21 protein-coding genes are annotated in these 21,602 nt (G+C 55.4%); 14 read left to right on the forward strand and 7 right to left on the reverse strand.

The features are described 5' to 3' along the window. Positions 1-136: 136 nt before the first annotated feature. Both H4J77_RS06975 and H4J77_RS06980 read left to right on the forward strand, forming a co-directional pair. Positions 137-601 (forward strand): DUF4190 domain-containing protein, encoded by a 465-nt coding sequence (locus H4J77_RS06975; RefSeq protein ID WP_182247707.1) that lies wholly within the window; start codon positions 137-139, stop codon positions 599-601. 153 nt (positions 602-754) lie between these two features. After that, the gene (locus H4J77_RS06980; protein WP_182247709.1) at positions 755-1,549 is read left to right on the forward strand and encodes a hypothetical protein; all 795 of its coding nucleotides are present in this window, start codon (positions 755-757) and stop codon (positions 1,547-1,549) included. A gap of 17 nt (positions 1,550-1,566) precedes the next feature. Here the strand turns inward: H4J77_RS06980 and H4J77_RS06985 are convergent, their stop codons facing one another. Continuing rightward, on the reverse strand, positions 1,567-2,139 hold the full coding sequence (locus tag H4J77_RS06985; RefSeq protein WP_123891045.1) for a Smr/MutS family protein: 573 nt from the start codon (positions 2,137-2,139) through the stop codon (positions 1,567-1,569). A gap of 96 nt (positions 2,140-2,235) precedes the next feature. Between H4J77_RS06985 and prmB the strand changes: the two genes are divergently transcribed. Next, a complete protein-coding gene (gene prmB, locus H4J77_RS06990) occupies positions 2,236-3,147 on the forward strand; it encodes a 50S ribosomal protein L3 N(5)-glutamine methyltransferase (RefSeq protein WP_182247711.1) in 912 nt (303 codons plus the stop codon). Positions 3,148-3,159: 12 nt separating this feature from the next. Here the strand turns inward: prmB and H4J77_RS06995 are convergent, their stop codons facing one another. Then, positions 3,160-3,939 (reverse strand): hypothetical protein, encoded by a 780-nt coding sequence (locus H4J77_RS06995; protein WP_182247713.1) that lies wholly within the window; start codon positions 3,937-3,939, stop codon positions 3,160-3,162. Positions 3,940-4,026: 87 nt separating this feature from the next. Continuing rightward, positions 4,027-4,800 (reverse strand): sulfite exporter TauE/SafE family protein, encoded by a 774-nt coding sequence (locus H4J77_RS07000; protein ID WP_182247715.1) that lies wholly within the window; start codon positions 4,798-4,800, stop codon positions 4,027-4,029. A 116-nt stretch (positions 4,801-4,916) separates the two neighbouring features. Between H4J77_RS07000 and aroC the strand changes: the two genes are divergently transcribed. The 4 genes from aroC to H4J77_RS07020 all read left to right on the forward strand — a co-directional run bounded on the left by aroC (position 4,917) and on the right by H4J77_RS07020 (position 7,985). Next, positions 4,917-6,008, forward strand: coding sequence for a chorismate synthase (gene aroC, locus H4J77_RS07005; RefSeq protein WP_123891049.1), 1,092 nt, complete (start codon positions 4,917-4,919; stop codon positions 6,006-6,008). Continuing rightward, entirely contained in the window at positions 6,005-7,177 is a 1,173-nt protein-coding gene (locus H4J77_RS07010) for an MFS transporter (RefSeq protein ID WP_259364762.1), read from the forward strand. The genes aroC and H4J77_RS07010 overlap by 4 nt, the downstream gene beginning before the upstream one ends. A 10-nt stretch (positions 7,178-7,187) precedes the next feature. Then, positions 7,188-7,730, forward strand: coding sequence for a hypothetical protein (locus H4J77_RS07015; protein WP_182247717.1), 543 nt, complete (start codon positions 7,188-7,190; stop codon positions 7,728-7,730). A 63-nt stretch (positions 7,731-7,793) separates the two neighbouring features. Further along, entirely contained in the window at positions 7,794-7,985 is a 192-nt protein-coding gene (locus H4J77_RS07020) for a PLDc N-terminal domain-containing protein (protein ID WP_182247719.1), read from the forward strand. Between the two features lie 94 nt (positions 7,986-8,079). On the opposite strand, the gene H4J77_RS07025 is transcribed toward H4J77_RS07020, so the two are convergent. Continuing rightward, the gene (locus H4J77_RS07025; protein ID WP_182247721.1) at positions 8,080-8,853 is read right to left on the reverse strand and encodes a ferredoxin--NADP reductase; all 774 of its coding nucleotides are present in this window, start codon (positions 8,851-8,853) and stop codon (positions 8,080-8,082) included. 101 nt (positions 8,854-8,954) lie between these two features. On the opposite strand from H4J77_RS07025, the gene H4J77_RS07030 reads away from it, so the two are divergent. Further along, a complete protein-coding gene (locus tag H4J77_RS07030; protein ID WP_123891052.1) occupies positions 8,955-9,842 on the forward strand; it encodes a LysR family transcriptional regulator in 888 nt (295 codons plus the stop codon). 80 nt (positions 9,843-9,922) lie between these two features. On the opposite strand, the gene H4J77_RS07035 is transcribed toward H4J77_RS07030, so the two are convergent. The 3 genes from H4J77_RS07035 to H4J77_RS07045 all read right to left on the reverse strand — a co-directional run bounded on the left by H4J77_RS07035 (position 9,923) and on the right by H4J77_RS07045 (position 14,965). Continuing rightward, entirely contained in the window at positions 9,923-10,462 is a 540-nt protein-coding gene (locus H4J77_RS07035; protein WP_182247723.1) for a glycine zipper 2TM domain-containing protein, read from the reverse strand. Positions 10,463-10,615: 153 nt separating this feature from the next. Next, positions 10,616-13,849 (reverse strand): EAL domain-containing protein, encoded by a 3,234-nt coding sequence (locus H4J77_RS07040; protein WP_182247725.1) that lies wholly within the window; start codon positions 13,847-13,849, stop codon positions 10,616-10,618. 225 nt (positions 13,850-14,074) lie between these two features. Then, positions 14,075-14,965, reverse strand: coding sequence for a LysR family transcriptional regulator (locus H4J77_RS07045; protein WP_182247727.1), 891 nt, complete (start codon positions 14,963-14,965; stop codon positions 14,075-14,077). 153 nt (positions 14,966-15,118) lie between these two features. Between H4J77_RS07045 and leuC the strand changes: the two genes are divergently transcribed. From leuC to H4J77_RS07075, 6 genes are all read left to right on the forward strand, one after another. Then, on the forward strand, positions 15,119-16,552 hold the full coding sequence (gene leuC / locus H4J77_RS07050; RefSeq protein ID WP_123891056.1) for a 3-isopropylmalate dehydratase large subunit: 1,434 nt from the start codon (positions 15,119-15,121) through the stop codon (positions 16,550-16,552). Beyond that, entirely contained in the window at positions 16,549-17,199 is a 651-nt protein-coding gene (gene leuD, locus H4J77_RS07055; RefSeq protein ID WP_123891057.1) for a 3-isopropylmalate dehydratase small subunit, read from the forward strand. Before leuC ends, leuD begins: the two co-directional genes overlap by 4 nt. A 33-nt stretch (positions 17,200-17,232) precedes the next feature. Continuing rightward, the gene (locus tag H4J77_RS07060) at positions 17,233-17,994 is read left to right on the forward strand and encodes a class I SAM-dependent methyltransferase (protein WP_182247729.1); all 762 of its coding nucleotides are present in this window, start codon (positions 17,233-17,235) and stop codon (positions 17,992-17,994) included. Positions 17,995-18,038: 44 nt separating this feature from the next. Continuing rightward, on the forward strand, positions 18,039-19,121 hold the full coding sequence (gene leuB / locus H4J77_RS07065; protein WP_182247731.1) for a 3-isopropylmalate dehydrogenase: 1,083 nt from the start codon (positions 18,039-18,041) through the stop codon (positions 19,119-19,121). An 80-nt stretch (positions 19,122-19,201) separates the two neighbouring features. Further along, positions 19,202-20,314 carry an aspartate-semialdehyde dehydrogenase gene (gene asd / locus H4J77_RS07070; protein WP_123891060.1) on the forward strand — a complete coding sequence of 371 codons (1,113 nt, stop codon included), beginning with the start codon at positions 19,202-19,204 and terminating at the stop codon, positions 20,312-20,314. A gap of 104 nt (positions 20,315-20,418) precedes the next feature. Further along, positions 20,419-21,429, forward strand: a complete 1,011-nt coding sequence (locus tag H4J77_RS07075; RefSeq protein ID WP_123891061.1) for an aspartate-semialdehyde dehydrogenase — start codon at positions 20,419-20,421, stop codon at positions 21,427-21,429. Positions 21,430-21,602: the final 173 nt, after the last annotated feature.

A 21,602-nucleotide genomic window follows, 5' to 3' on the forward strand; every position in this document is an offset into this window, starting at 1 on the left:
AAGCGCTTCGATTTCAAATGTCCTATCGAAGTCATGAGCGAAGTGATGCAGAAAGCCTTGGCTATGCAATATGATGCTCCTGCGTCAATTCAATAACCGTGTTGCACTCAGCTCCTGCAACCGCCGTGTGTATTAGATGAAAGGTACGGTATTGGGGTTTGACGCGCAAAGCGCAGTAGGCGTGATAAAGGGCGAGGGTGATGAGCGCTATGAGTTTGGCCAAGCGCAATGGAAAAGTCCGGGGTTGCCAGAGCCGGGTATAGCGGTCGATTTTGTCGCGCAGGAGAGCAATGCGACTGAGATTTACGCCGTGAGCGCTCCTGTTCAGACCGCCGCAGCGCCAGTAGAACAAACACCGGCCGTTCCCACCACGTCTGCACCAGCGGTTGCCAGTCTGGTCGCCGGTATTCTGGGCCTGTTTTTCTTTGGCTCGATTATCGCAATTGTGTGCGGACATATCGCCCGATCACTAATTAAAGAAAGCAATGGCCGCTTGGCCGGTGACGGTTTGGCTCTGGCAGGACTGATCACGGGCTACATTGGCATCGCGTTATGGGGCGCATGGTTCTTGTTTTTGGGGCTTTTTGCGGTCATCGCATAGCCCCTGATCTGCAGCTTACTTGTGATCTTAGATCTGGTCGCTATAGAGGGTTAATACAGGTCGTCGTGCTATTTGAATCTCGTTTTGCGCATCTGGCTGGGTTGCTGGTCGAGCGCCCGCTAGCCATGTACGAAGACCGACAGGGAAAACAAAGTGAAATACTATAAGTTCTGGGTTAAAGAGTCGGTCAAGATTCAGGTTGGTGAGTCCGCGCAGTTCGTTACTGTTCTGTCTGGCTCCAACCAGTCGAAAGACGACGCCAGGCGTGAAGCGACAAAGCGTTCCCGTTATGTTGAGCAGAAAATTAAAGGCGAGGCACCGGAGGACGATTACGAGGCGCCCATCAAGGAACACGTGGACGAGGTGGTGGATGATGCCAATATCATTACCATCTGCCGCTACGGCGCGAGGATTCTGAATACCTGCCAGTACACGGTGCTCGACCTGGATGATTATCCTGTCGATTTTCTGGACATGTTCAGGGCACTGCGCAAGCTGCCGAAGAAGGAACGCATCGTCGCCAAGTTTTTGCAGCGCTTAAGCAAATGCCCGGAGCTGGGCACTGACTTTCGTATCTATGAGACGACCAAGGGCGTGCGGGTAATTGGCAAGAAGTACATCGAGCCGTCTGGAAAGGGTTATGCGGCGTTAATGCGCAAGCTGCGGGTTGATTGGTTGTATATCGTCTTGTCGCAAAAGCAGAATTGCTATCGCGCCCGGGTCACGCCCAAGCCTTTTCGTATGAAGTTCAAAACGATCAAAATCAAAAGTCCGCTGGATTGTGAGACTCAGGCGTATCTGGATTGGGCGCAGGATTACGCGGCGGTATCTGCGCGCTATAGCGTGGTGAAGCTGATTCAGTCGGTGGGCTCGGATTTTTCCACAGAGCCGGTGATTCGCTTGCACGATAGCCTGTGCAATGAGTCCAGAAGCAGTACCTTGGCCTAGCAAGGTGCTGCGCCGTTTTAGTCGTCGCGACCTTCCAGCATGGTGCGCTTGAGCAGTACATAAACCGACCCTGTGCCGCCGTGGCGGGGGATGCAGGAGGTAAAGGCCAGTACGCTGGTGTGTTGCCGCAGCCAAGTGTTGACGTGGCTTTTCAGGATAGGGGTGCGGCCGTCTTTGCGCTGCGCCTTGCCATGGGTTACGCGCACGCAGCGAATCTCTTGCTTGACCGCTTCGGCGAGGAATGCCCAGAGGTCTTCGCGGGCGCGCTCGACTGTCATGCCATGCAGGTCAATTGAGCCATCAAAGGGGATTTGCGCGCTCTTGAGCTTGCGTAGCTGGCTCATTTGCACGCCATTGCCGCCCCACATCAACTCTTCTTCCGGCGCCACATCAATCACAAATTGATCTGACAGACCGTCCATGACGATCTGGGTTGCGCTGTGGGTTGCGCGGGCGCGACTGGCAGCAATTCGAGCGCGATCAGCTTTGGCTTTGCCAACATCAGCTTGCTGTTGTTTGAGCGGTTTGACACCCTTGATGGCCTGCTGGAACAGGTTTTCGTCATCGGGTCCGACGTTATCCTGAGACATTGTCCACTAGTCTGCTGCTAAAAAAACGAAGTGTACCAGTAGTCGCTGGCACGCGGCAGCGTAGAATGGACGCCTGATTGGACAAGGATTTACATCATGAGTGAATACGCTGCACTGAAAAGTGTTCAGGACTTGATACGTTGGGGCGTCAGCCGCTTTCACCAGGCCGAGCTGTACTTTGGCCACGGTACTGATAACGCTTGGGATGAGTCACGCCTGCTGGTATTGCACGCGCTGTATTTACCCTGGGAAACGCCAGAAAGCTACTTGCAGTGTCGAGTGACCGAAGAGGAGCGTGAGGCCGCGGTAGGGCTGTTGCTGGAACGGGTGCGCCTACGTATTCCGGCGGCGTATCTCACCGGCCATGCGCGCTTTGCCGGGCTGGAGTTTATTGTGGATGATCGTGTGCTGGTACCGCGCTCGCCCATTGCCGAGTTAATTGATTCGCGCTTTGCTCCCTGGCTAGAACGCGATCCGGAGCGAATTCTGGATTTGTGCACTGGCAGTGGCTGCATCGGTATTGCCTGTGCTATCGCGTTCGACGAGTCTGAGGTGGTGTTGGCGGATCTGTCTGCCGATGCCTTGGCTGTCGCGGAAGCCAATATTGATATGCACGGGCTGACGGAACGCGTCGAGGCGCGTTGGTCAGACGGCTTTGATGGCTTGGCCGGCGAGCGCTTTGATCTGATTGTGAGTAATCCACCTTATGTGGATGCCGAAGACATGGATGGCCTGCCGGATGAATACCACCACGAGCCGGAAATGGGCTTGGCTGCCGGTGATGATGGTCTGGACCTGGTTAGGCGCATGCTGGCCGAAGCAGCCAACTACCTTACCGAAGACGGTGCGTTGGTAATCGAAGTGGGTAACAGCATGGTGCACGTGATGGCTGAGTGGCCTGAAGTTGACTTTGAGTGGGTCAAGTTCGCGCATGGTGGGCATGGGGTTTTTGTACTCAGTGCCGAGCAATGCCGTCACTTTCAGCCGCTATTTGCTGGTGGCCGCTAACACGAACGGCGTTTAACGTAGTACGACCCAGAGCAGCATCAGCGCCTGAAAAATGCAGAATACGATCAGGCAACCGATAGCAAAGCGGTTGCCTATATCGGTGCGCTTATAGTTGGCAATCATGTTTTGTAGCTGGTTAAGCTGCACAGTCTGCTTGTGGTTGAGTGCTTCATGTTCACGTAGCTGGCCGAGTAAGCTGTTGATCTGCAGGGGCTGAATCTTTTCGGTGTTCCAGCTGCCGATCAAATCGTTCACGCGATTAGCCATGGCAACGCTGTTTTTGCTTTCTTCATCCAGCGTGTTAATGCTGAAGCCCGCTCGCGTGAGGATCTGCTCCAGCGCGGTACGGGCATCGTTATTGCTGAAGCTCTCGGTGTTCAGGCTGATTGGGGTAACGGCATAGTCGCCACAGTAGCGCTGACACCAGTGAATCAATTGCGCCAGCATGAACATGCCCAGGCCGCGTTGTGCTGGCTGAATGCTGAGATCACTGATAGGACCAAAGCGTACTCGCTTCCGTTTGTGATCGACCAGCACTTCAAGGCGATTGCCAGAGGCGGGCAGTGCTTCACCTTCAAACCGCACCTGAAGTCGCAATAGCTCCAGCAGGCCGAGCTTTTCCTGGGTGACGGCGATCTGGGCGAGCTTTTCCTGATGAACCAGTATCCTGGCTTTGAACACCGGTTTGAGCTGAACCCAGTAGAAGTCTGACGGTTTGGCACGCGCAAAGGGATCACGTGCGACTTCCGCTTCCGGGCTGGCTTCTGAGGTTGAGGTGTCTATTTCGCTCATTACGGGTCCTGGGTTACTACCGCGGTCACACGAGAGTTATCGGCGTTCGCAGTCTTTTCTGTAATTTATCTGCATGTTTTGCAAAAGTCATGCAAAGCCTGTGGTGATGGCTTGCCAGGTCAGGCGTATGGCAAGCAGGGTGAGGGCCAGATTAAACAGTCGGGTGAAGTGTCGATCACTAATGCGCGAGAGTATGTGCAATCCTAGCCAGGTGCCCAAGGCACCGGCGGCTATCATGGCGGCAATGAGCGGTAGCCAGTTGTGAAATACAAAGCCCGCTGCACCAAAGGCCAGGGCTTTGGGGGCATGTTGCAGCGTCATCGCGGCAGCGAAGGTGGCAACGGTTTGCATGCGATTGTTGGCGTGTTGTTGCTTGATGAAAGCCGCAACGAGCGGTCCGGTGGCACCCACAAAGAGACTGAGAAAGCTGGTTAGCGTAGAGGCCAGTAGCGTACCTATTTTACCGGTAGCTACCTTGGGTATAGCTGGTCCCCAGCAGAGCAGAAGGATAAACAGGGCGATGCTGAGCTGGATGGCACCCAGCGGCACGTTGATCAAAAGACGGCTGGCCAGCCAGGCACCAAGGATCACGCCCGGCAGAAACCAGGCGATGACCCGAAGGTTGATATGCCGCCAGGTCATCAGGGCGCGATTGGCGTTGGAGCCGAGCTGAACCATGCCATGCACCGGTATGATCGCTGCGGTTGGCATGCTCAGTGCCATGATCGCCAGCAGCATCACGCCGCCGCCGGCGCCTAATGCGGCGGTGATCATTGAGGTAATGGCTGAGCAGACAATCAATGCCAGTGCCAGCAGGGGGGAGAAATGCTCGGGCAGCAACTGCGCCAAAAAGCCTGGCATACTGAATCCTGTGAGGTTGGCAGGCTGCTAGCCTAGCGGGTTGATTTCAAGCTGTCACCCACGCAGAGCGGACGGTATACTGCCCAACTGCCTTCGCTTATATCAGGTTTAGTCTTATGTCTGGAAACACCCTTGGAACCCTCTTCACCGTCACCACCGCCGGTGAAAGTCATGGTCCTGCTCTAGTCGCCATTGTTGATGGTTGCCCGCCAGGACTGGCACTGTCGAGCGCCGATCTGCAGTTTGATCTTGATCGGCGCAAGCCCGGGACCAGCCGACACACTACCCAGCGTCAGGAAGCGGACGAGGTCGAGATTCTGTCGGGTGTGTTTGAGGGGGTCACCACCGGTTGCCCGATTGGGTTGCTGATTCGCAACACAGATCAGAAGTCCAAGGACTACTCCGCAATTAAGGATGTTTTCCGGCCGGCGCATGCCGACTATACCTATCATCATAAGTACGGCGTACGCGATTACCGCGGTGGCGGCCGTTCTTCTGCGCGTGAAACCGCTATGCGGGTTGCGGCGGGTGCTATTGCCAAGAAGTATCTGGCGGCGCAGGGCATTCAGATCCGCGGCTACATGAGTCAACTTGGTCCTATCGAGATCCCATTCAAGAGCTGGGATGGGGTTAACGATAATGCGTTTTTCAGCGCTGACCCGGATAAGATCCCCGAGCTTGAAGCCTACATGGATCAACTTCGTCGCGATCAGGATTCGGTCGGCGCGAAGATCACCGTCGTCGCCGACGGTGTGCCGCCAGGTTTGGGTGAGCCGGTCTTTGATCGCCTGGACGCCGAGCTGGCATACGCGTTGATGAGCATCAACGCGGTTAAGGGTGTGGAGGTGGGCGCAGGCTTTGCCTCGGTGGCGCAGCGCGGCACTGAACATCGCGATGAACTCACCCCGGAGGGGTTTGTCAGCAACCACGCCGGCGGTGTATTGGGCGGTATTTCTTCCGGTCAGCCGATCGTTGCCAGCCTGGCGCTCAAGCCTACATCCAGCATAACGACGCCTGGCCGCTCGATTGACGTCAATGGCGAGGCGATCGATATGATCACCAAGGGCCGCCATGATCCTTGTGTTGGCATTCGCGCCACGCCCATTGCCGAGGCAATGATGGCGCTGGTGTTGATCGATCATCTGCTGCGCCAGCGCGCGCAGAATGCAGACGTTAAGGTCAATACGCCGGTACTGGGCCAGCTTTGAGCTCAGCGCTTCAAAAGGAAGGGGTTGGCAGCCAGCCCTTGCCTTACTGGCGCCTCTCTGGTTTTTACTTTAGCTATTTTGCCCTCTTGGGCGGGGTAGCTCCCTTTCTTGCGTTGTATTTTGAATCCCTGGGTTTTTCTGCTGCGCGCATTGGCGAGCTGGTGGCTATTCCGATGCTGATGCGTTGCCTTGCGCCCAATTTATGGGGATGGATTGGCGACGCTACCGGCCAGCGGTTGCTGATTGTGCGCCTTGGCGCCATCTTCACTGCGCTAAGCTTCGCCGCTATTTTTTATCGCCAGGACTACTGGTGGTTGGCGGCTGTGATGGCATTGCACGCGTTCTTCTGGCACGCGATCCTGCCGCAGTTTGAGGCTATCACGCTGGCTCATTTAAAAGAGCAGGCCTCGCGTTACAGCCAGGTTCGGCTATGGGGCTCGGTTGGCTTTATCCTCACGGTGGTGTTGCTGGGTGAGGTGCTGGAGCGCTTCGGGATGGTGGCTTATCCGCGCGTGTTGTTAGCGGTCATGTGCGTGATTATCGGCTGTAGCATGCTGATTCCGGCGCCGCCTTCATTTGCTATCAATCGTGTGGTCGGAGATGGTCTGCTGGCGCAGCTGCGCCGCCCTGGCGTGCTGGCGTTTTTTCTCTGCGTCGCGTTGATGCAGTTGTCGCATGGGCCTTATTACACCTTTCTGAGCATTCACCTGGAAGACTTCGGTTATAGCCGCAGCGTTATTGGCCTGTTATGGGCATTGGGTGTGTTGGCAGAAATTGTGCTTTTTTTGTTGATGCGACCGCTTCTGGCACGTTTCAGCCTGAAGTCATTGTTGGTAGCCAGCTTTGCTCTGGCGTCAATGCGCTGGGTGCTGCTGGGTAATCTGGCGGACTCGCTGCTCACCTTGCTGTTGGCCCAGTGCCTGCACGCTGCTACATTTGGTGCTTTTCATGTGTCGGCCATTCATTTTGTGCAGCACAAATTCAGCGCACGGCTGCAAGGGCAGGGGCAGGCATTCTATGCGACCTTGGCCGGGGTTGGCGGAGCTTTGGGTGCACTTTACTCTGGCTACGTCTGGGATAGTCTGGGGGCGGCCTGGACCTTTGGTATAGCGTCGCTGGCGGCGCTGGCCGGTGCAATCATTTTGGCGCTGTGTTTGCAGCGAGACTAAGGAACGAGTGATGAGTATTCTGGCGATGTATGAAGGCGGACAGTGGCATTGCCCGGCGCGGGTGTTGACCCATCTGGACGACATTACGACAGTTCTGGCCGAGCAGGGCGTTGAGCTGATGCGGCTCGCTACGCCACTGGCTACCGACTCAGCCGAGTTACTGAACCAGTGCGCCGCCTTGATTGTTACCAAGGGCTTGCCTGGGCCCCTGGTAAGCCGTATGGATGAACGCGATGGTGTTCCCGGCTACGCCGAGGTGCCGACTCAGCTTGCGGCAGAGGAGGTGACGCGCTCGGCCGGCAAGTGGTTGCTGCTCTGCGCCGGTCAGGCCAGGCTCTGCGTTGGTGAGGCTGGCAGCGTCACTGGTCGGGCCTCGGTATTGGCTTGTCATGTTGGTGATCTGCTGTGGCTTCCCGCTGGTATGGAATGGGCGCTGGTGCCCGCGCCTAGCCACTCTTGTCGCTGGCTCAGTATGGCAAGTGATGAAGCTGCGCTGAACGACTCTGATACCAAACAGTCAAAGCTCAGTGAGTTGCAGCTTTTGGATATCTGATGGGTAGCCAAGTTGCCGGCCTCGACTATAGTGGAAACATCAAAATGGCGTTAGGAGAGTACGATGGGCTTAAATACCGGTGGAGGGATCTTGGGGGTGTTGATTCTGATCGCAGATGTATGGGCGATCATTAACATCCTGCAAAGCGGTGCCAGCATGGGCGCTAAGCTGCTCTGGGTTTTGCTGGTTTTGTTTTTGCCCGTTCTTGGTCTTGTTATTTGGTTCTTTGCCGGCCCCCGTGGTAGCAGAATGTAGCCAGTGCACCTGTTTTTTAGCGGTGCCATAGACACAAAAAAGCCCCGGCGTGATCAACACGCCGGGGCTTTTTTTATTTGTTACTCAGGTACGCTTACTTCTCTACGAAAGCGCGCTCAATAACGTAGTGCCCCTGGTCGCCATGGCGGGCTTCCATAAAGCCTTTGGCGTCGAGGATTTCACAGCAGTCTTTCAGCATGCTGGGGCTGCCGCAGAGCATGAAGCGGTCTTGCTCGAGATCAAACTGGGGCAGGCCGATATCGTCAAATAGCTTGCCACTGGTCATCAGATCAGTCAGCCGGCCTTCGTTACGAAACGGCTCACGGGTGACCGTGGGGTAATAGATCAGCTTGTCGCGCACCATGTCGCCAAAGTATTCGTGGTTTGGCAGCTCGTTGGTGATCAGGTCTTCATAAGCCAGCTCGCGAACGTGACGGCAGCCGTGAGTGATGATGACCTTGTCATATTGCTCGTAGGTTTCCGGGTCTTGAATGATGCTGATAAAGGGTGCCAGGCCGGTGCCGGTGCTGAGCAAATACAGATTGCGGCCGGGCAGCAGGTGATCCAGGACCAGCGTGCCGGTGGGCTTGCGGCTGATCATGATCTGGTCGCCGGGCTGGATGTTCTGCAGGCGCGAGGTCAGCGGGCCATCCTGCACCTTGATGCTGAAGAACTCCAGCGTTTCTTCATAGTTGGGGCTGGCGATGCTGTAGGCGCGCATCAGTGGGCGGCCTTCGACCTCAAGGCCGATCATGATGAAGTGGCCGTTCTTGAAGCGGAACCCCGGATCGCGGGTCGTCTTGAAGCTGAACAGGTTGTCTGTCCAGTGATTAACGCTGAGTACCGTTTCGTTATTGAAGCCCGCCATGTCGCCTCCCGGCATGAATGAAGTATTGGCGTGGAGTCTACATCCCGTTAACCTATCGGATAAATGGATTATTGTTATTACTGTATTCGGGAAAACCGATTATGAAATATACCCTGCGTCAGCTTGAGGTCTTTCTCGCAACCGCCCACCACGAGAACCTGACGCGTGCGGCGACCAGTCTTGCGATGTCGCAATCTGCTGCGAGCAGCGCGTTGAAAGATCTGGAGAGCCAGTTTGACGTCCAGTTGTTCGATCGCGTGGGTAAGCGACTGCAGCTTAATGAGCTGGGGCAGAGCATCAGACCCAAGGCGCAGGCGCTGTTGGAGCAAGCCAGGGGGCTGGAAAGCGCTCTGGCAAGACACCAGGACATTGGTCACTTGAAGGTGGGCGCTACGCTGAGTATTGGCAACTATCTTGCTGTCGAGATTATGGCGCGCTACATGGGTGAGCAGGAAGGCGCGCGCGTCGAGTTAGAAGTAGCCAACACTGAGACCATAGTGCGCAAGGTGGCGAATTTCGAGCTGGATATCGGCTTGATTGAGGGTGAAACGCGGCACCCTGAGCTCGAGTTACTGCATTGGCGCGATGATGAGTTGACCGTATTCTGCGCGCCGGATCACCCATGGGCCGGACGCCCCTGGTTGAGTGATGACGAATTGCTGGAGGCGCAGTGGATCGTGCGTGAGCAGGGCTCAGGTACGCGCCAGCACTTTGAATGGGCAATGCAGGGGCTACTGCCTCACTTGCAGATCAAGCTGGAGCTGCAGCATACCGAGGCGATCAAGCGTGCAGTGGAGGCGGGTTTGGGGGTGGGTTGCCTATCAGAGATTACGCTGGTGGACGCTTTTCGGCGTGGCAGTCTGGTACCGCTTCCGGTACCGCAGCGAAATTTTCATCGCCGCTTTTACTTTGCGATGCACCGGCAGAAATTTCGTAGCGCAGGTATCGAGCGTTGGTTGCAGCTTTGTCGCAGCAGTTTGGAGGAGTAGTGCGGTTGCGTGGGTAATCGGCCGAATAAAAAAGCATCCGGGTTAAGGGATGCCTTTTCACTGACTGCAGGGTAAAACTATTACTGGTTACGGCTGAGTACCAATTCGCCGTCTTTCAGCGGAATGCTATCGCCCGGATCGTGATCCATTCGCACTGAGCCGGTCTGCTCTCCAATTTCATACTTTACCTGGTAGCCGACCACTTCATCGTGCTTGTCGTAAACAGTGTCGCAGCGACGCTCCATGGTGGTGTAAGTGTCGTTGGCCTGCATTCGCTCCTGGGTTTTATTGCCGGCATAACCACCTGCCGCAGCACCTGCTACCGTGGCAATTTTCTTGCCGTTACCACCACCGACCTGGTTACCCAATACGCCACCAATCACGGCGCCTGCTACCGAGCCGAGAACCTGGTGCTGATCCTGCACGGGTCTTTGCCGGGTGACGGCAACATCGTTACAGACTTCGCGTGGGGTACTTTTGGTTTCCTTGATCTCACTAACATCAAGAACGTTGGCCTGGTCGGGCGTTTTGTCCGCGAACGCGGTATAGCCCGCAATAGCGCCGCCTGCTGTGGCAACTGCCGCTCCAATTAGAACACCGGTCAACATAGACTTGTTCATGATGAATACTCCTGCTCTCTCTTTTATTCACGGCAGCGGCCGTGGTCTACGCAGATATAGACTAAGACTGACTGTACAGGTTCAATTCGCAGGTGCGTATTTCGAGGGGCTGGTTTTGCATGTGTGACGTGATAGGCATTGCGAGGTCGTTTTTCAGGTTTGCTGCCGTGAGTTAAGCAAAAGTCGAAAGGCGTGCTCATCTACCGGTGGGCTAAATAAATAGCCTTGGTAATGATCGCAGCCCAACTCGTGCAAAAAAATCAGTTGCTCGGTCGTTTCTACCCCTTCCGCGATCAAGTCCATGCGCAGACTGGAGGCGATAGCAATGATCGCGCGGATGATTTCGGCGTCATTGGGGTTGCTCGTGCACTCGCGTACGAAGGACTGGTCAATCTTGAGCAAGTCAACCGGGAGTTTTTTCAGATAACTGAGTGAGGAGTAGCCGGTACCAAAATCGTCAATAGCAAAATGCACGCCGCGCTCACGCAGAAAATTCATTTTATCGATAGTATCCGCTACGTTTTGAATGACGATACCTTCGATGATCTCCAGTTTAAGGCATTGGGGGGGGATGCTATAGGTCTCTATCGCCTGCAGTACGTCGCTGACAAAGCTACTTTGACGGAACTGGCGGGGGCTAATATTGATGCTGAGACTGAAGGTGTTGGCGTCTATTGCGCCTTCCTGCAATAGGCGTGAGACAAAGCAACAGGCTTCCAGTAATACCCATTCGCCAACTGGCAGTATAAGGCCGGTCTCTTCCAGTACATGCATGAAGGCGCCCGGGACTACCGTCCCCTTGTGCGGATGCTGCCAGCGTATTAGCGCCTCTGCGCCCTCGATTGCGCGGGTAAGATGATTGATCTGCGGTTGGTAATAGAGCACAAACTCCTTTTTCTTCAGTGCGCCGCGTAGCTCGGATTCGATGGCTAGACGTTCGCTGGCAGCAACCTGCATGGTCTGCTCGAAAAAGGCGATGCCGTTGCGGCCCAGTGCTTTCACTTTATACAGCGCGATATCAGCCCGTTTCAGCAGGTCGTCGGGCGTGCTTCCATGCTCGGGCATCAAGGCCACCCCAATACTGGCGCTTAGCTGTAGCGTGTGCCCGTCAATCTGCATGGGATCGGAAATGGCGTTGAGTAGCTTTCTGGCCGTGCATTCAACCTCCTGCTCCAGTTGCTGCCCGATGGCCTCTAACCCACTAAGCAGCACGACAAACTCGTCGCCGCCCAGGCGAGCAACGGTATCCTCTGCGCGTACCAGGGTGAGCAGTCGTGATGTGACTTCCTGAAGCACGGCGTCACCGCAGGAGTGTCCCAGCGAATCATTGATATGCTTAAAGTGATCAAGGTCAAAGAACAACAAGGCGCCATGCATATTATGGCGGTTATTGAGTGCGTTCAGTTGACTGAGGCGATCGCTCAGCAGGAGGCGGTTGGGTAAATTGGTGAGCGCGTCATGGTAAGCAAGGTGCTTTACCTTGGCCTCGATCAGTTTCTGCTCAGTGACATCCCTGGAGGTAAGCAGGATACAGTCGATGCCATCGATATTTAGTGGCTGCACGGATACGGCAACCTGCATCTGTGTACCCATGCGGGTATTGACCGTCATTTCATGATGGTGCACGCGGCCATGCCGGTCCAGTTCGTCGATCAGTGTCTGCCGGTCCGATGCTTGCGCCCAGATATTTAACTCTTGTGCGGTTTTGCCGATCACCTCCTCCGCGCTGTAGCCGGTAAGGCGGGTAAAGCCATCGTTGACTTCAAGGTGCTTACCGCTGATTTTTTCAGTAATGCTAATGCTGTCCGGGCTGCCCTTGAAAGCGCGCGCGAATTTATCTTCTGAGGCGCGCAATGCGGCTTCGGCCTGCTTGCGCGCCGTGATATCACGAAAGCTGAACAGCACGCAGGGCTGGCGATTGATACTGAGATTGGAAGTGGACACTTCGCAGATCAATAGCTTGCCCTGATAAGTGGCAAAGGTTTCGATCAGCCCATTGAGCACGCGCTTGCCGCGAATGGCGTCGTCTAGCGGGGCATGCATTTCCGCTTTGCTCCATACGCCGGCCTCGTCTGGCGTGTGACCAACGATACTTTGTGGCGTATGTCCAAAGGTACTGGTAAAACTGAGGTTGACCTCGATAATTCGGCGGCTCTGGCTGTGCACCAGGCAATAGGGATCCGGTGCGCCTTGAAATAGCGCGGCGAATTTGGCTTCGCTGTCGACCAGCGCTTTTTCACTTTTTCGGCGCACAGTGATGTCGAGCAATGTGCCGACCAGTCTTACCGGTTTGCCAGCGTCGTTCCTATGCAGTGTAGCCGTTGCTTCGATCCAGCGCTCTTTGCTATCGCTGTTCAGTACGCGGTAAGTCAACTTGTGGTAGCGGTTCTGGCTGCGGCAGATAGATAGGTAGGCGCGCCTTAAGCTGCGTTGGTCTATCGGTAATACATGCTGGGTAAAACTACGAATATTGCCTTCAATATGGTCTGCGGCAAGTCCATTCAATTCGGCGCTACGCGGTGAGCAGTGCAGCTCACCACTGCTTATTTGCCAGTCCCATACGCCCATTTCACTGGCATCCAATGCTCGATTCAGGCGCTCCTGACTTTCGTTTAGGGCTTTCTCGTTTAATTTTTGCGCGGTAATGTCCCGTGCGGTAACAACCAGGCAGGTACGACCGGCTAGCTGCACTGTTTTTGCATGCACTAGTACGTCATAGGGTTCACTGCCTGGTTTTATTTGAACCCGGATTTCTTCACTGTCCAGGCGTCCGCGACGCTTCAGCTGAGAAAGTAGGCGAGCAGCAGTCTCGGTATCGAGTATCTGCATCGCGCTGAGCTTTTTATTGACGCAATCACTGTTGCTCAGGCCTGTGAGCCGTTCGAACTTGCTGTTGACCTCCAAAATGTAGCCATCGGAGTCGATCAGCAGCAGTGCTTCGCCTGTGGCGTTGAAAATCTTTAGGTGTCGTTCATCTATACCGGTGGTAGCTGGCGCCGACGGACGCTCTTGCTGCAAGGTTATCAACAGGCAGCTCGATCCCGGGCTGATCGGTTCTATGTTCAGTATGCAGTGCTGAAGGCTACCGTTGCGGCTGCACACTTCATGGCGCACGCCCCTCAGTGTTTTGTTCTGATCCAGCTTGCGCAGCAAGTTGTCCCAGCGATCGCTACCGCACCATAGTGGAAAGTTATTGGCTGGTTGGCCGACGATGCGCTGCGCCTGCCAGCCGAATAGTTGCGTAAAGGCGTCGTTGACCTGGATTACCCGTTGACTGCTGGCATCCACCAGCATTCCGGCGGCCGGCATGGTCGCAAAGAGAGTAGCGAATGCACTACCTGTATTAGCCAGTAGGTCGGCTGGAAATGCACCGGTGGTAGGTGACATAGATTCTCCGCGGGCTTAACTAATCCTTTAGATCAAGAAGCCTCGCACGGCTGGGCTTTTAAGCTTTTGCATGCGGCACTCTCGGCCTCTTGTTGCCGGGCACAAGGACATTCTTTGCCTTCGTTTTTAAGCCGCAGCATGGCGATGATTCGCCTGACTAGGTTCGTAATGCAACTTAGTCTCTCTCCAAGATAGCCCCTGTGGCTAGGTGCAACAAGCAAGGGTTCACGCTTTTTCACCTTTTATATCGCCCGCCTGCTGTAAAAGCTTAATGAGTGCCAGCGCCGCATTGGAGCGGGTGCGACCGCTGTGCCAAATGCAGCCAAGGTCACGCTGCATCTGTATGCCGGGAATTGCCAGCGCCTTGACCTGCTCGTCGAGCATGCTGCGCGGCAGCACACTCCAGGCCAGGCCAATGGAAACCATCATCTTGATGGTTTCCATGTAGTTGGTGCTCATGCTGATATTAGGGGTGATCTTGTGCTGCTCAAACAAGGTGCTGACGATCCTGTGCGTGAAGGTGTTAACGCCGGGGAACACGGCGGGATATTCCGCCAACTGGGCCAGCTCCAGTTGGCTTGACTGCGTCAGCGGGTGTTCGGGCGCAATGACCAGATCCAGTGGGTCATGCCAGATAAGCTCCGATACCACGGGCGCTTCAACCTCGGGGGCGAGGGTGATGACGGCTAGCTCAATCTCACCGTGCAACACCTTTTCGTAGGCGATCTCCGAGTCGAGGAACTGAATGTCCAGTGCGACCTTGGGGTAGGCGCGGGTGAACTCGTGCAGGATCGGAGGCAAGCGGTGCAGGCCAATGTGATGACTGGTCGCCATGCTGAGACGCCCTTGTACATTGTCGGATAGATTGCTTAGCGCTCGGCGCGTATCATTCAGCAACCCCAAAACCTCATGCGCTCTGGGTTTGAGTGCGCGCCCAGCTTCCGTCAAGGCGACTTTGCGGCCGATGCGATCAAACAGACGCGCGTTCAGCTGTTGCTCCAGCATGGCGATGCGCTTGCTGACGGCCGGTTGGGTTAGATGGAGTTGTTCCGCTGCGCGCGAGAATGAACCCGTTGTTGCTACCGCGAGAAAGGCAGAAAGGTTGGCGGTATCCATCTCGAATTCCTTTTGGTTATCTATTTAATAAATAATATTCCTTTGTTTTATCTTTAGCTAAATTTTATCCTTGGCCCGTTCAAAGAATCGCTGCGCCCCGGGCATCTCCGGTGATGGTCGATAGCGGTCATAGTCTGATTTGAGGAGTACCGCATGTCTGCGAAAACGCTTTACGACAAGCTGTGGGACAACCATCTGGTTAAGCAGCGCGATGATGGTTCGGCATTGATCTATATAGATCGCCAGTTGCTGCACGAAGTAACTTCGCCACAAGCGTTTGAAGGCCTGCGCCTAGCTGGCCGCAAGCCATGGCGGATTGACGCCAACCTGGCGACGCCGGATCACAACGTGCCCACCACCAATCGGGCTGCGGGTGTCTCAGGCATTGATGATGCGGTGTCCAAGCTGCAGGTCGTCACCCTCGACGATAACTGTAACGAGTTCGGTATTGTCGAGTTTCAGATGACCGATCGCCGCCAGGGTATTGTTCACGTAGTCGGGCCGGAGCAGGGCGCAACACTGCCAGGTATGACCATTGTTTGTGGTGATTCGCATACCGCGACGCACGGCGCTTTTGCTGCCTTGGCCCATGGTATCGGTACCTCTGAAGTCGAGCATGTGTTGGCTACCCAGTGCCTGGTTGCCAAAAAAATGAAGAACATGCTGGTCAACGTTGAGGGCAAACTGGGCTTTGGCGTCACGGCGAAAGACGTGGTGCTGGCGGTTATTGGCAAAATCGGTACTGCCGGTGGTAACGGGCATGCCATTGAGTTTGCCGGTTCAGCCATTCGCGACCTGTCGGTTGAAGGCCGTATGACGATCTGCAATATGGCGATTGAAGCGGGCGCGCGCGTTGGCCTGGTGGCGTGCGACGAGAAGACCGTCGAATACGTGAAGGGTCGTCCTTATGCGCCCAAGGGTGCTGACTGGGCAGTGGCCGTCGAGTCCTGGCAAGATCTGGTCTCCGATGCGGATGCGCATTTTGACACTGTGGTAGACCTGAACGCGGCGGAGATCAAGCCGCAGGTCTCTTGGGGTACTTCCCCGGAAATGGTCGTCGCCGTTGATGCACTGGTGCCGGATCCGGCTCAGGAAGCTGATTCGGTCAAGCGCAGCGGCTATCAGCGCGCGCTGCAGTACATGGGCCTGGAGGCCAATCAGCCAATTACTTCTATTCAGCTTGATCGTGTATTTATCGGCTCTTGCACCAACTCGCGCATTGAAGACCTGCGCGCCGCTGCCGCCGTTGCCAAGGGTCGCAGTGTTGCGCCCAGCATCAAGCAGGCGATGGTTGTCCCCGGCTCTGGTCTGGTCAAGGAGCAGGCAGAACAGGAAGGCCTGGATGTGATCTTCAAGGCTGCCGGTTTTGAGTGGCGTGATCCGGGCTGCTCCATGTGCCTGGCTATGAACCCAGACAAACTGGAGTCGGGTGAGCATTGCGCTTCGACCTCAAACCGCAATTTTGAGGGGCGTCAGGGCAACGGTGGGCGTACCCATTTGGTCAGCCCTGCCATGGCCGCCGCCGCCGCGATCGCCGGTCACTTTGTCGATGTACGTGAAATGATGAATCAGGAGGTGAGCGCATGAAGCCATTTACTCAACACACTGGCCTGGTAGCGCCGCTGGATCGTGCCAACGTAGACACCGATCAGATCATTCCCAAGCAGTTTCTCAAGTCGATCAAGCGCACTGGCTTTGGCCAGAATCTGTTTGATGAGTGGCGCTATATGGATGAGGGCAAGCCGGGTGAGGACTGTGCTAACCGTCCGTTGAATACCGATTTTGTGCTTAACCAGCCACGCTATCAGGGTGCTAGCGTGCTGCTGGCGCGTAAGAACTTTGGCTGCGGTTCGAGCCGTGAGCATGCGCCATGGGCCTTGGAAGAATACGGCTTTCGCACCATTCTGGCGCCCAGTTATGCCGATATTTTTTATAACAATAGCTTTAAGAATGGCTTGTTACCCATTGTTTTGCCTGAAGAAGATATCGACTATCTGTTTGATCAGGCGGAAGCGCAAGAGGGTTATGAGCTGACGGTTGATCTTGAGGCGCAGACCGTTATCTGCCCTGATGGCAGGACCTACAGTTTTGAAGTGGACGCGTTCCGTAAGCACTGCCTGCTCAACGGCCTAGACGACATTGGCCTGACGTTGCAGGACGCCGATGCCATTGCGGCGTTTGAGCAGAAGCACAAGCAGAGTCAGCCTTGGCTGTTCGGTGCAATTCAGCCGTAACCGATACGCCTTGAACCGGCGAGGAGCCACCTTATGACAAGCGAGCACAACAGCGTAGTCGAGCGGCAGTTTGGCGATCAGGCGAGTGCTTACCTCACCAGTACGGTGCACAGCACTGGCGAGGAGTTTGTTGCACTGGATGAGGCGGTCGCCGGGTGCTCGCATGCCAGGGCGCTGGATTTGGGTTGTGGCGCTGGGCATGTCAGTTTTCGTGTGGCCAGCCAGCTTGCCGAAGTGGTTGCTTACGATCTATCCCAGGCGATGCTGGATACGGTTAAAGCGGCGGCGGTTGAGCGTGGTCTGGATAACATCAAGCTGCAGCAGGGCGTTGCTGAATATTTGCCGTTTGCGGATGCCAGTTTCGATTTCGTCTTTAGTCGTTACTCGGCACATCACTGGCAGGATTTGGGACGCGCTCTGCGCGAGGTGCATCGGGTGCTCAAGCCCGGTGGTCAGGTGATTTTTGTTGATGTCATGTCGCCCGGTTTGCCGCAACTCGATACCTACTTGCAGGCTGCTGAAGTGCTGCGTGATACCAGCCATGTACGTGATTACTCGGCGGCGCAGTGGTTGCTGGAAATGAGCCAGGCGGGTTTGCAGGTTGAGCGTCAGCGCCGACAGCGCCTGCGTCTCGAATTCACTTCCTGGGTAGAGCGCATGCGTACCCCGTTGGTGATGCAAACGGCGATAAAAACGCTGCAGCAGGCGATGGGTGAAGAAGTCCGGCGCTATTTTGAAATTACCGCGGATGGCTCGTTCAGCACGGATGTGATCGTGCTCTGGGCCGGTCGCTGAACCGTATTGTTAGTGCCTGAATGGCGCTTTATGGAGAGAAGTGAATGACTAAACAGATTCTGATTCTTCAGGGTGACGGTATTGGTCCTGAAATCATGGCTGAGGCGGTCAAGGTGTTGAACCTGGCCAATCAAAAGTTTGATTTGGGCTTTGAGTTGTCGTCTGGCGAGCTGGGTGGTGCTTCGTATGATAAGTACGGTGTGCCCCTTGCCGATGAGACGCTGGAACGGGCACGCAAGGCCGATGCAGTCTTGTTGGGCGCCGTCGGTGGCCCCAAGTGGGATACGATTGATCCCGCCCTGCGTCCTGAGCGCGGCCTGTTGAAGATCCGCTCCGAGTTGGGGTTGTTCGGTAATCTGCGGCCAGCGATTCTTTATCCGCAACTGGCTGATTCATCCACGCTCAAGCCTGAGGTGGTCTCGGGGCTGGATATTCTGATCGTGCGTGAGCTGACCGGGGGTATCTACTTTGGCCAGCCGCGAGAGAAGCGCGTGCTCGAGAATGGTGAGCGTCAGGCTTACGACACTTTGCCCTACAGCGAAAGCGAAATTCGCCGCATTGCCAAGGTAGGTTTCGATATGGCGATGGTGCGCAACAAGAAGCTGTGTTCAGTTGATAAGGCTAACGTTCTGGCGTCGAGTCAGTTGTGGCGTGAAGTGGTTGAAGAAGTTGCCAAGGACTACCCGGACGTCGAGCTGTCGCACATGTATGTCGATAACTGCGCCATGCAACTGGTGCGCGCGCCCAAGCAGTTTGATGTGATTGTGACTGACAACATGTTCGGTGACATTCTGTCTGATCAGGCGTCGATGCTGACTGGCTCCATCGGCATGCTGCCTTCGGCATCGCTGGATGTGAACGGTAAGGGTATGTACGAGCCATGTCACGGCAGTGCGCCTGATATTGCCGGGCAGGGTATCGCCAATCCACTGGCGACGATTCTGTCTGTTTCCATGATGCTGCGTTACAGCTTTGCGCAGACAAAGGCGGCCGATGCCATTGAACAAGCGGTTAGCCTGGTGCTGGATCAGGGCCTGCGTACCGGCGACATATATTCTGAGGGGTGCCGCAAGGTAGGCACCGTTGAAATGGGTGATGCCGTGGCCGAGGCCCTCAAAAACCTGTAATCTGTTCGATTATTCGAAAACGCCCGACTTTGCTCGGGCGTCTTTCTTCTTTGAATTTGTTACCCCACGGGGGTGTTGTTATGAAGCGAGTTGGTCTAGTTGGTTGGCGTGGCATGGTTGGTTCCGTGCTGATGCAGCGTATGCGTGACGAAAATGATTTTGCTGATATCGATCCGGTGTTTTTTACCACCTCGAACGTAGGTGGCAAAGGTCCGGATATTGGCAAGGACACCCCAGCGCTGAAAGACGCCTTTGACCTTGAAGCGCTCAAGCCCATGGACGTGATCATCACCTGTCAGGGTGGGGATTACACCAGCGAAGTCTATGCCAAGCTTCGTGCTGACGGCTGGAATGGCTATTGGATTGATGCCGCCTCCACTCTGCGCATGGAAGACGAGGCCCTGATCGTGTTGGACCCGGTTAATCGCCGCAACATTGATCAGGCGCTGCGTGATGGCGTGAAAACCTACGTGGGTGGCAACTGCACTGTCAGCTTGATGCTGATGGGGCTGGGTGGTCTGTTTGAGCAGGGAATGGTCGAGTGGATGAGTGCCATGACCTATCAGGCAGCCAGCGGCTCTGGTGCGCAGAACATGCGCGAACTCATTAACCAGATGGGTGCTATTCATGGCTCGGTCGCCGAGCAGCTGGCTGACCCTGCTAGTGCTATTCTGGAAATCGATCGCAAAGTTGCGGCCACGCTGCGTGATGACGCCTTCCCGGCTGAGCATTTCGGTGTGCCGCTGGCGGGTAGCCTGATTCCTTGGATTGATAAGCAGCTGCCTAACGGTCAGAGTCGTGAGGAGTGGAAGGCGCAGGCTGAGACCAACAAGATTATTGGTCGCAGCGCTCGTCCTATTCCGGTTGATGGTATCTGTGTGCGCGTGGGTGCCATGCGTTGCCACAGCCAGGCATTGACCATCAAGCTAAACAAGGATGTGCCGCTGGCCGATATCGAAGGCTTGCTGGCTGAGCATAACCCCTGGTCGCAGGTCATTCCGAACACCAAGGAAGCGACCTTGGCCGGACTGACGCCTACCGCAGTGACCGGTACGCTGAATGTGCCAGTCGGGCGCCTGCGCAAGCTGAATATGGGGTCGCAGTATCTTTCTGCCTTTACTGTAGGTGATCAGCTATTGTGGGGCGCGGCCGAACCGCTGCGTCGCATGCTGCGTATCCTGCAAGAAGGTTAAGGCTTTTACGGCCGCTCAGTTCGATAAGAGCTGATACGGGGCACCCCTGACTTGGTCAGGGGTGCCCTTTGTCTTTTAGTGAATTCAAATACTGGTTGGTGATTATGAGTAAGAAAACAGGTGTTGCGGTTGTTGGTATAAGCGGCTTGGCAGGCGATATGCTGATCAGCGTGCTGGAAGACGACACCTTCAGCTTCACCGATCTCCATTTGGTGGACGCCGATGATGAGGCCGGTGAGCGGCGCATGATCAAAGGGCAAAGCATGCGAGTCGAGCCGATCTCGCGCTTTGACTTCAGCCAGATCGCTGTTGTTGTGATGGCGAGCGATGCCGCATTCGTTCAGGAATGGGCGCCCAAGATTCGTGCGGCTGGCGCGTTGTTGGTTGATACCAGTGGCAGTCTGGGTGGTCAGGCTGTGGTTGCCGAGGTTAATCCGCACGCACTGGCTTCGTCGAAAGAGAAAGGCGTGGTGTTCTCGCCGGACAGTCAGGTTGTACAAAGTGCGATTGTCCTCAAGGCGCTGACGTCTATCGCGCCGATCCAGCGTGTGGGTATTGCAACCTATCAATCGATGTCCACCCATAGCCGAGCGGCAGTCGAGGCTCTGGCAATGCAGACCAGTAAGTTGCTTAACGGCCAGCCAGTAGATAAAGGCGTGCTTGATAAGCAGGCCGCGTTCAATCTGTCGCCTTGTGTCAGCGAGCTGGACGAGGCGGGCGCAAGTCGTGAAGAGCGATTGCTGACTGCGGGTGTGCAGGCTTGTCTCGAAGCTCCCGATCTGCCGGTTTTGGTCAATGCGGTGATGGTGCCTTTGTTCTACGGTAGTGCGCAAATGATGCAGGTCACCTTTGCTGAAGCGCCCGACGTTAAGCGCATTGTTAACATGCTGCGGCGCGCCAAGGGTATCAAAGTGCTGGATAAGCCAGCTGCTGGTGGGTTCCCCACGCCCATAACAGACGCCACTGGAAGTGATAACGTTTGGGTTGGGCGTGTCCGGGCAGATGCTACTGAGCCGAACACTATTCACATGTGGATTGTCTCTGATAATCTTCGGAAAGGTGTCGCAATTAACAGTCTTATGCTTGCCGAGTTGTTGATAAAAGACTATTTGTAATCGATACTTGCTGGTGTTTCTGTACTAAGCGGTTTAGGTTTGTGCATACAAACCCTGTTTAGATTCGGCGGTTGCTGTTTTTTCCCAGACTGGGTGGGGGCTTTTGTTTTAGGCCAGTCTGAGCACAGCAGGGTCTGTTGAAGCGTGAGAAAACGATAAAAGCAAAGGATTTT

The sequence above is a fragment of the Pseudomonas sp. 5Ae-yellow genome (assembly GCF_014077575.1).
GTDB classification, from domain to species: domain Bacteria; phylum Pseudomonadota; class Gammaproteobacteria; order Pseudomonadales; family Pseudomonadaceae; genus Halopseudomonas; species Halopseudomonas neustonica.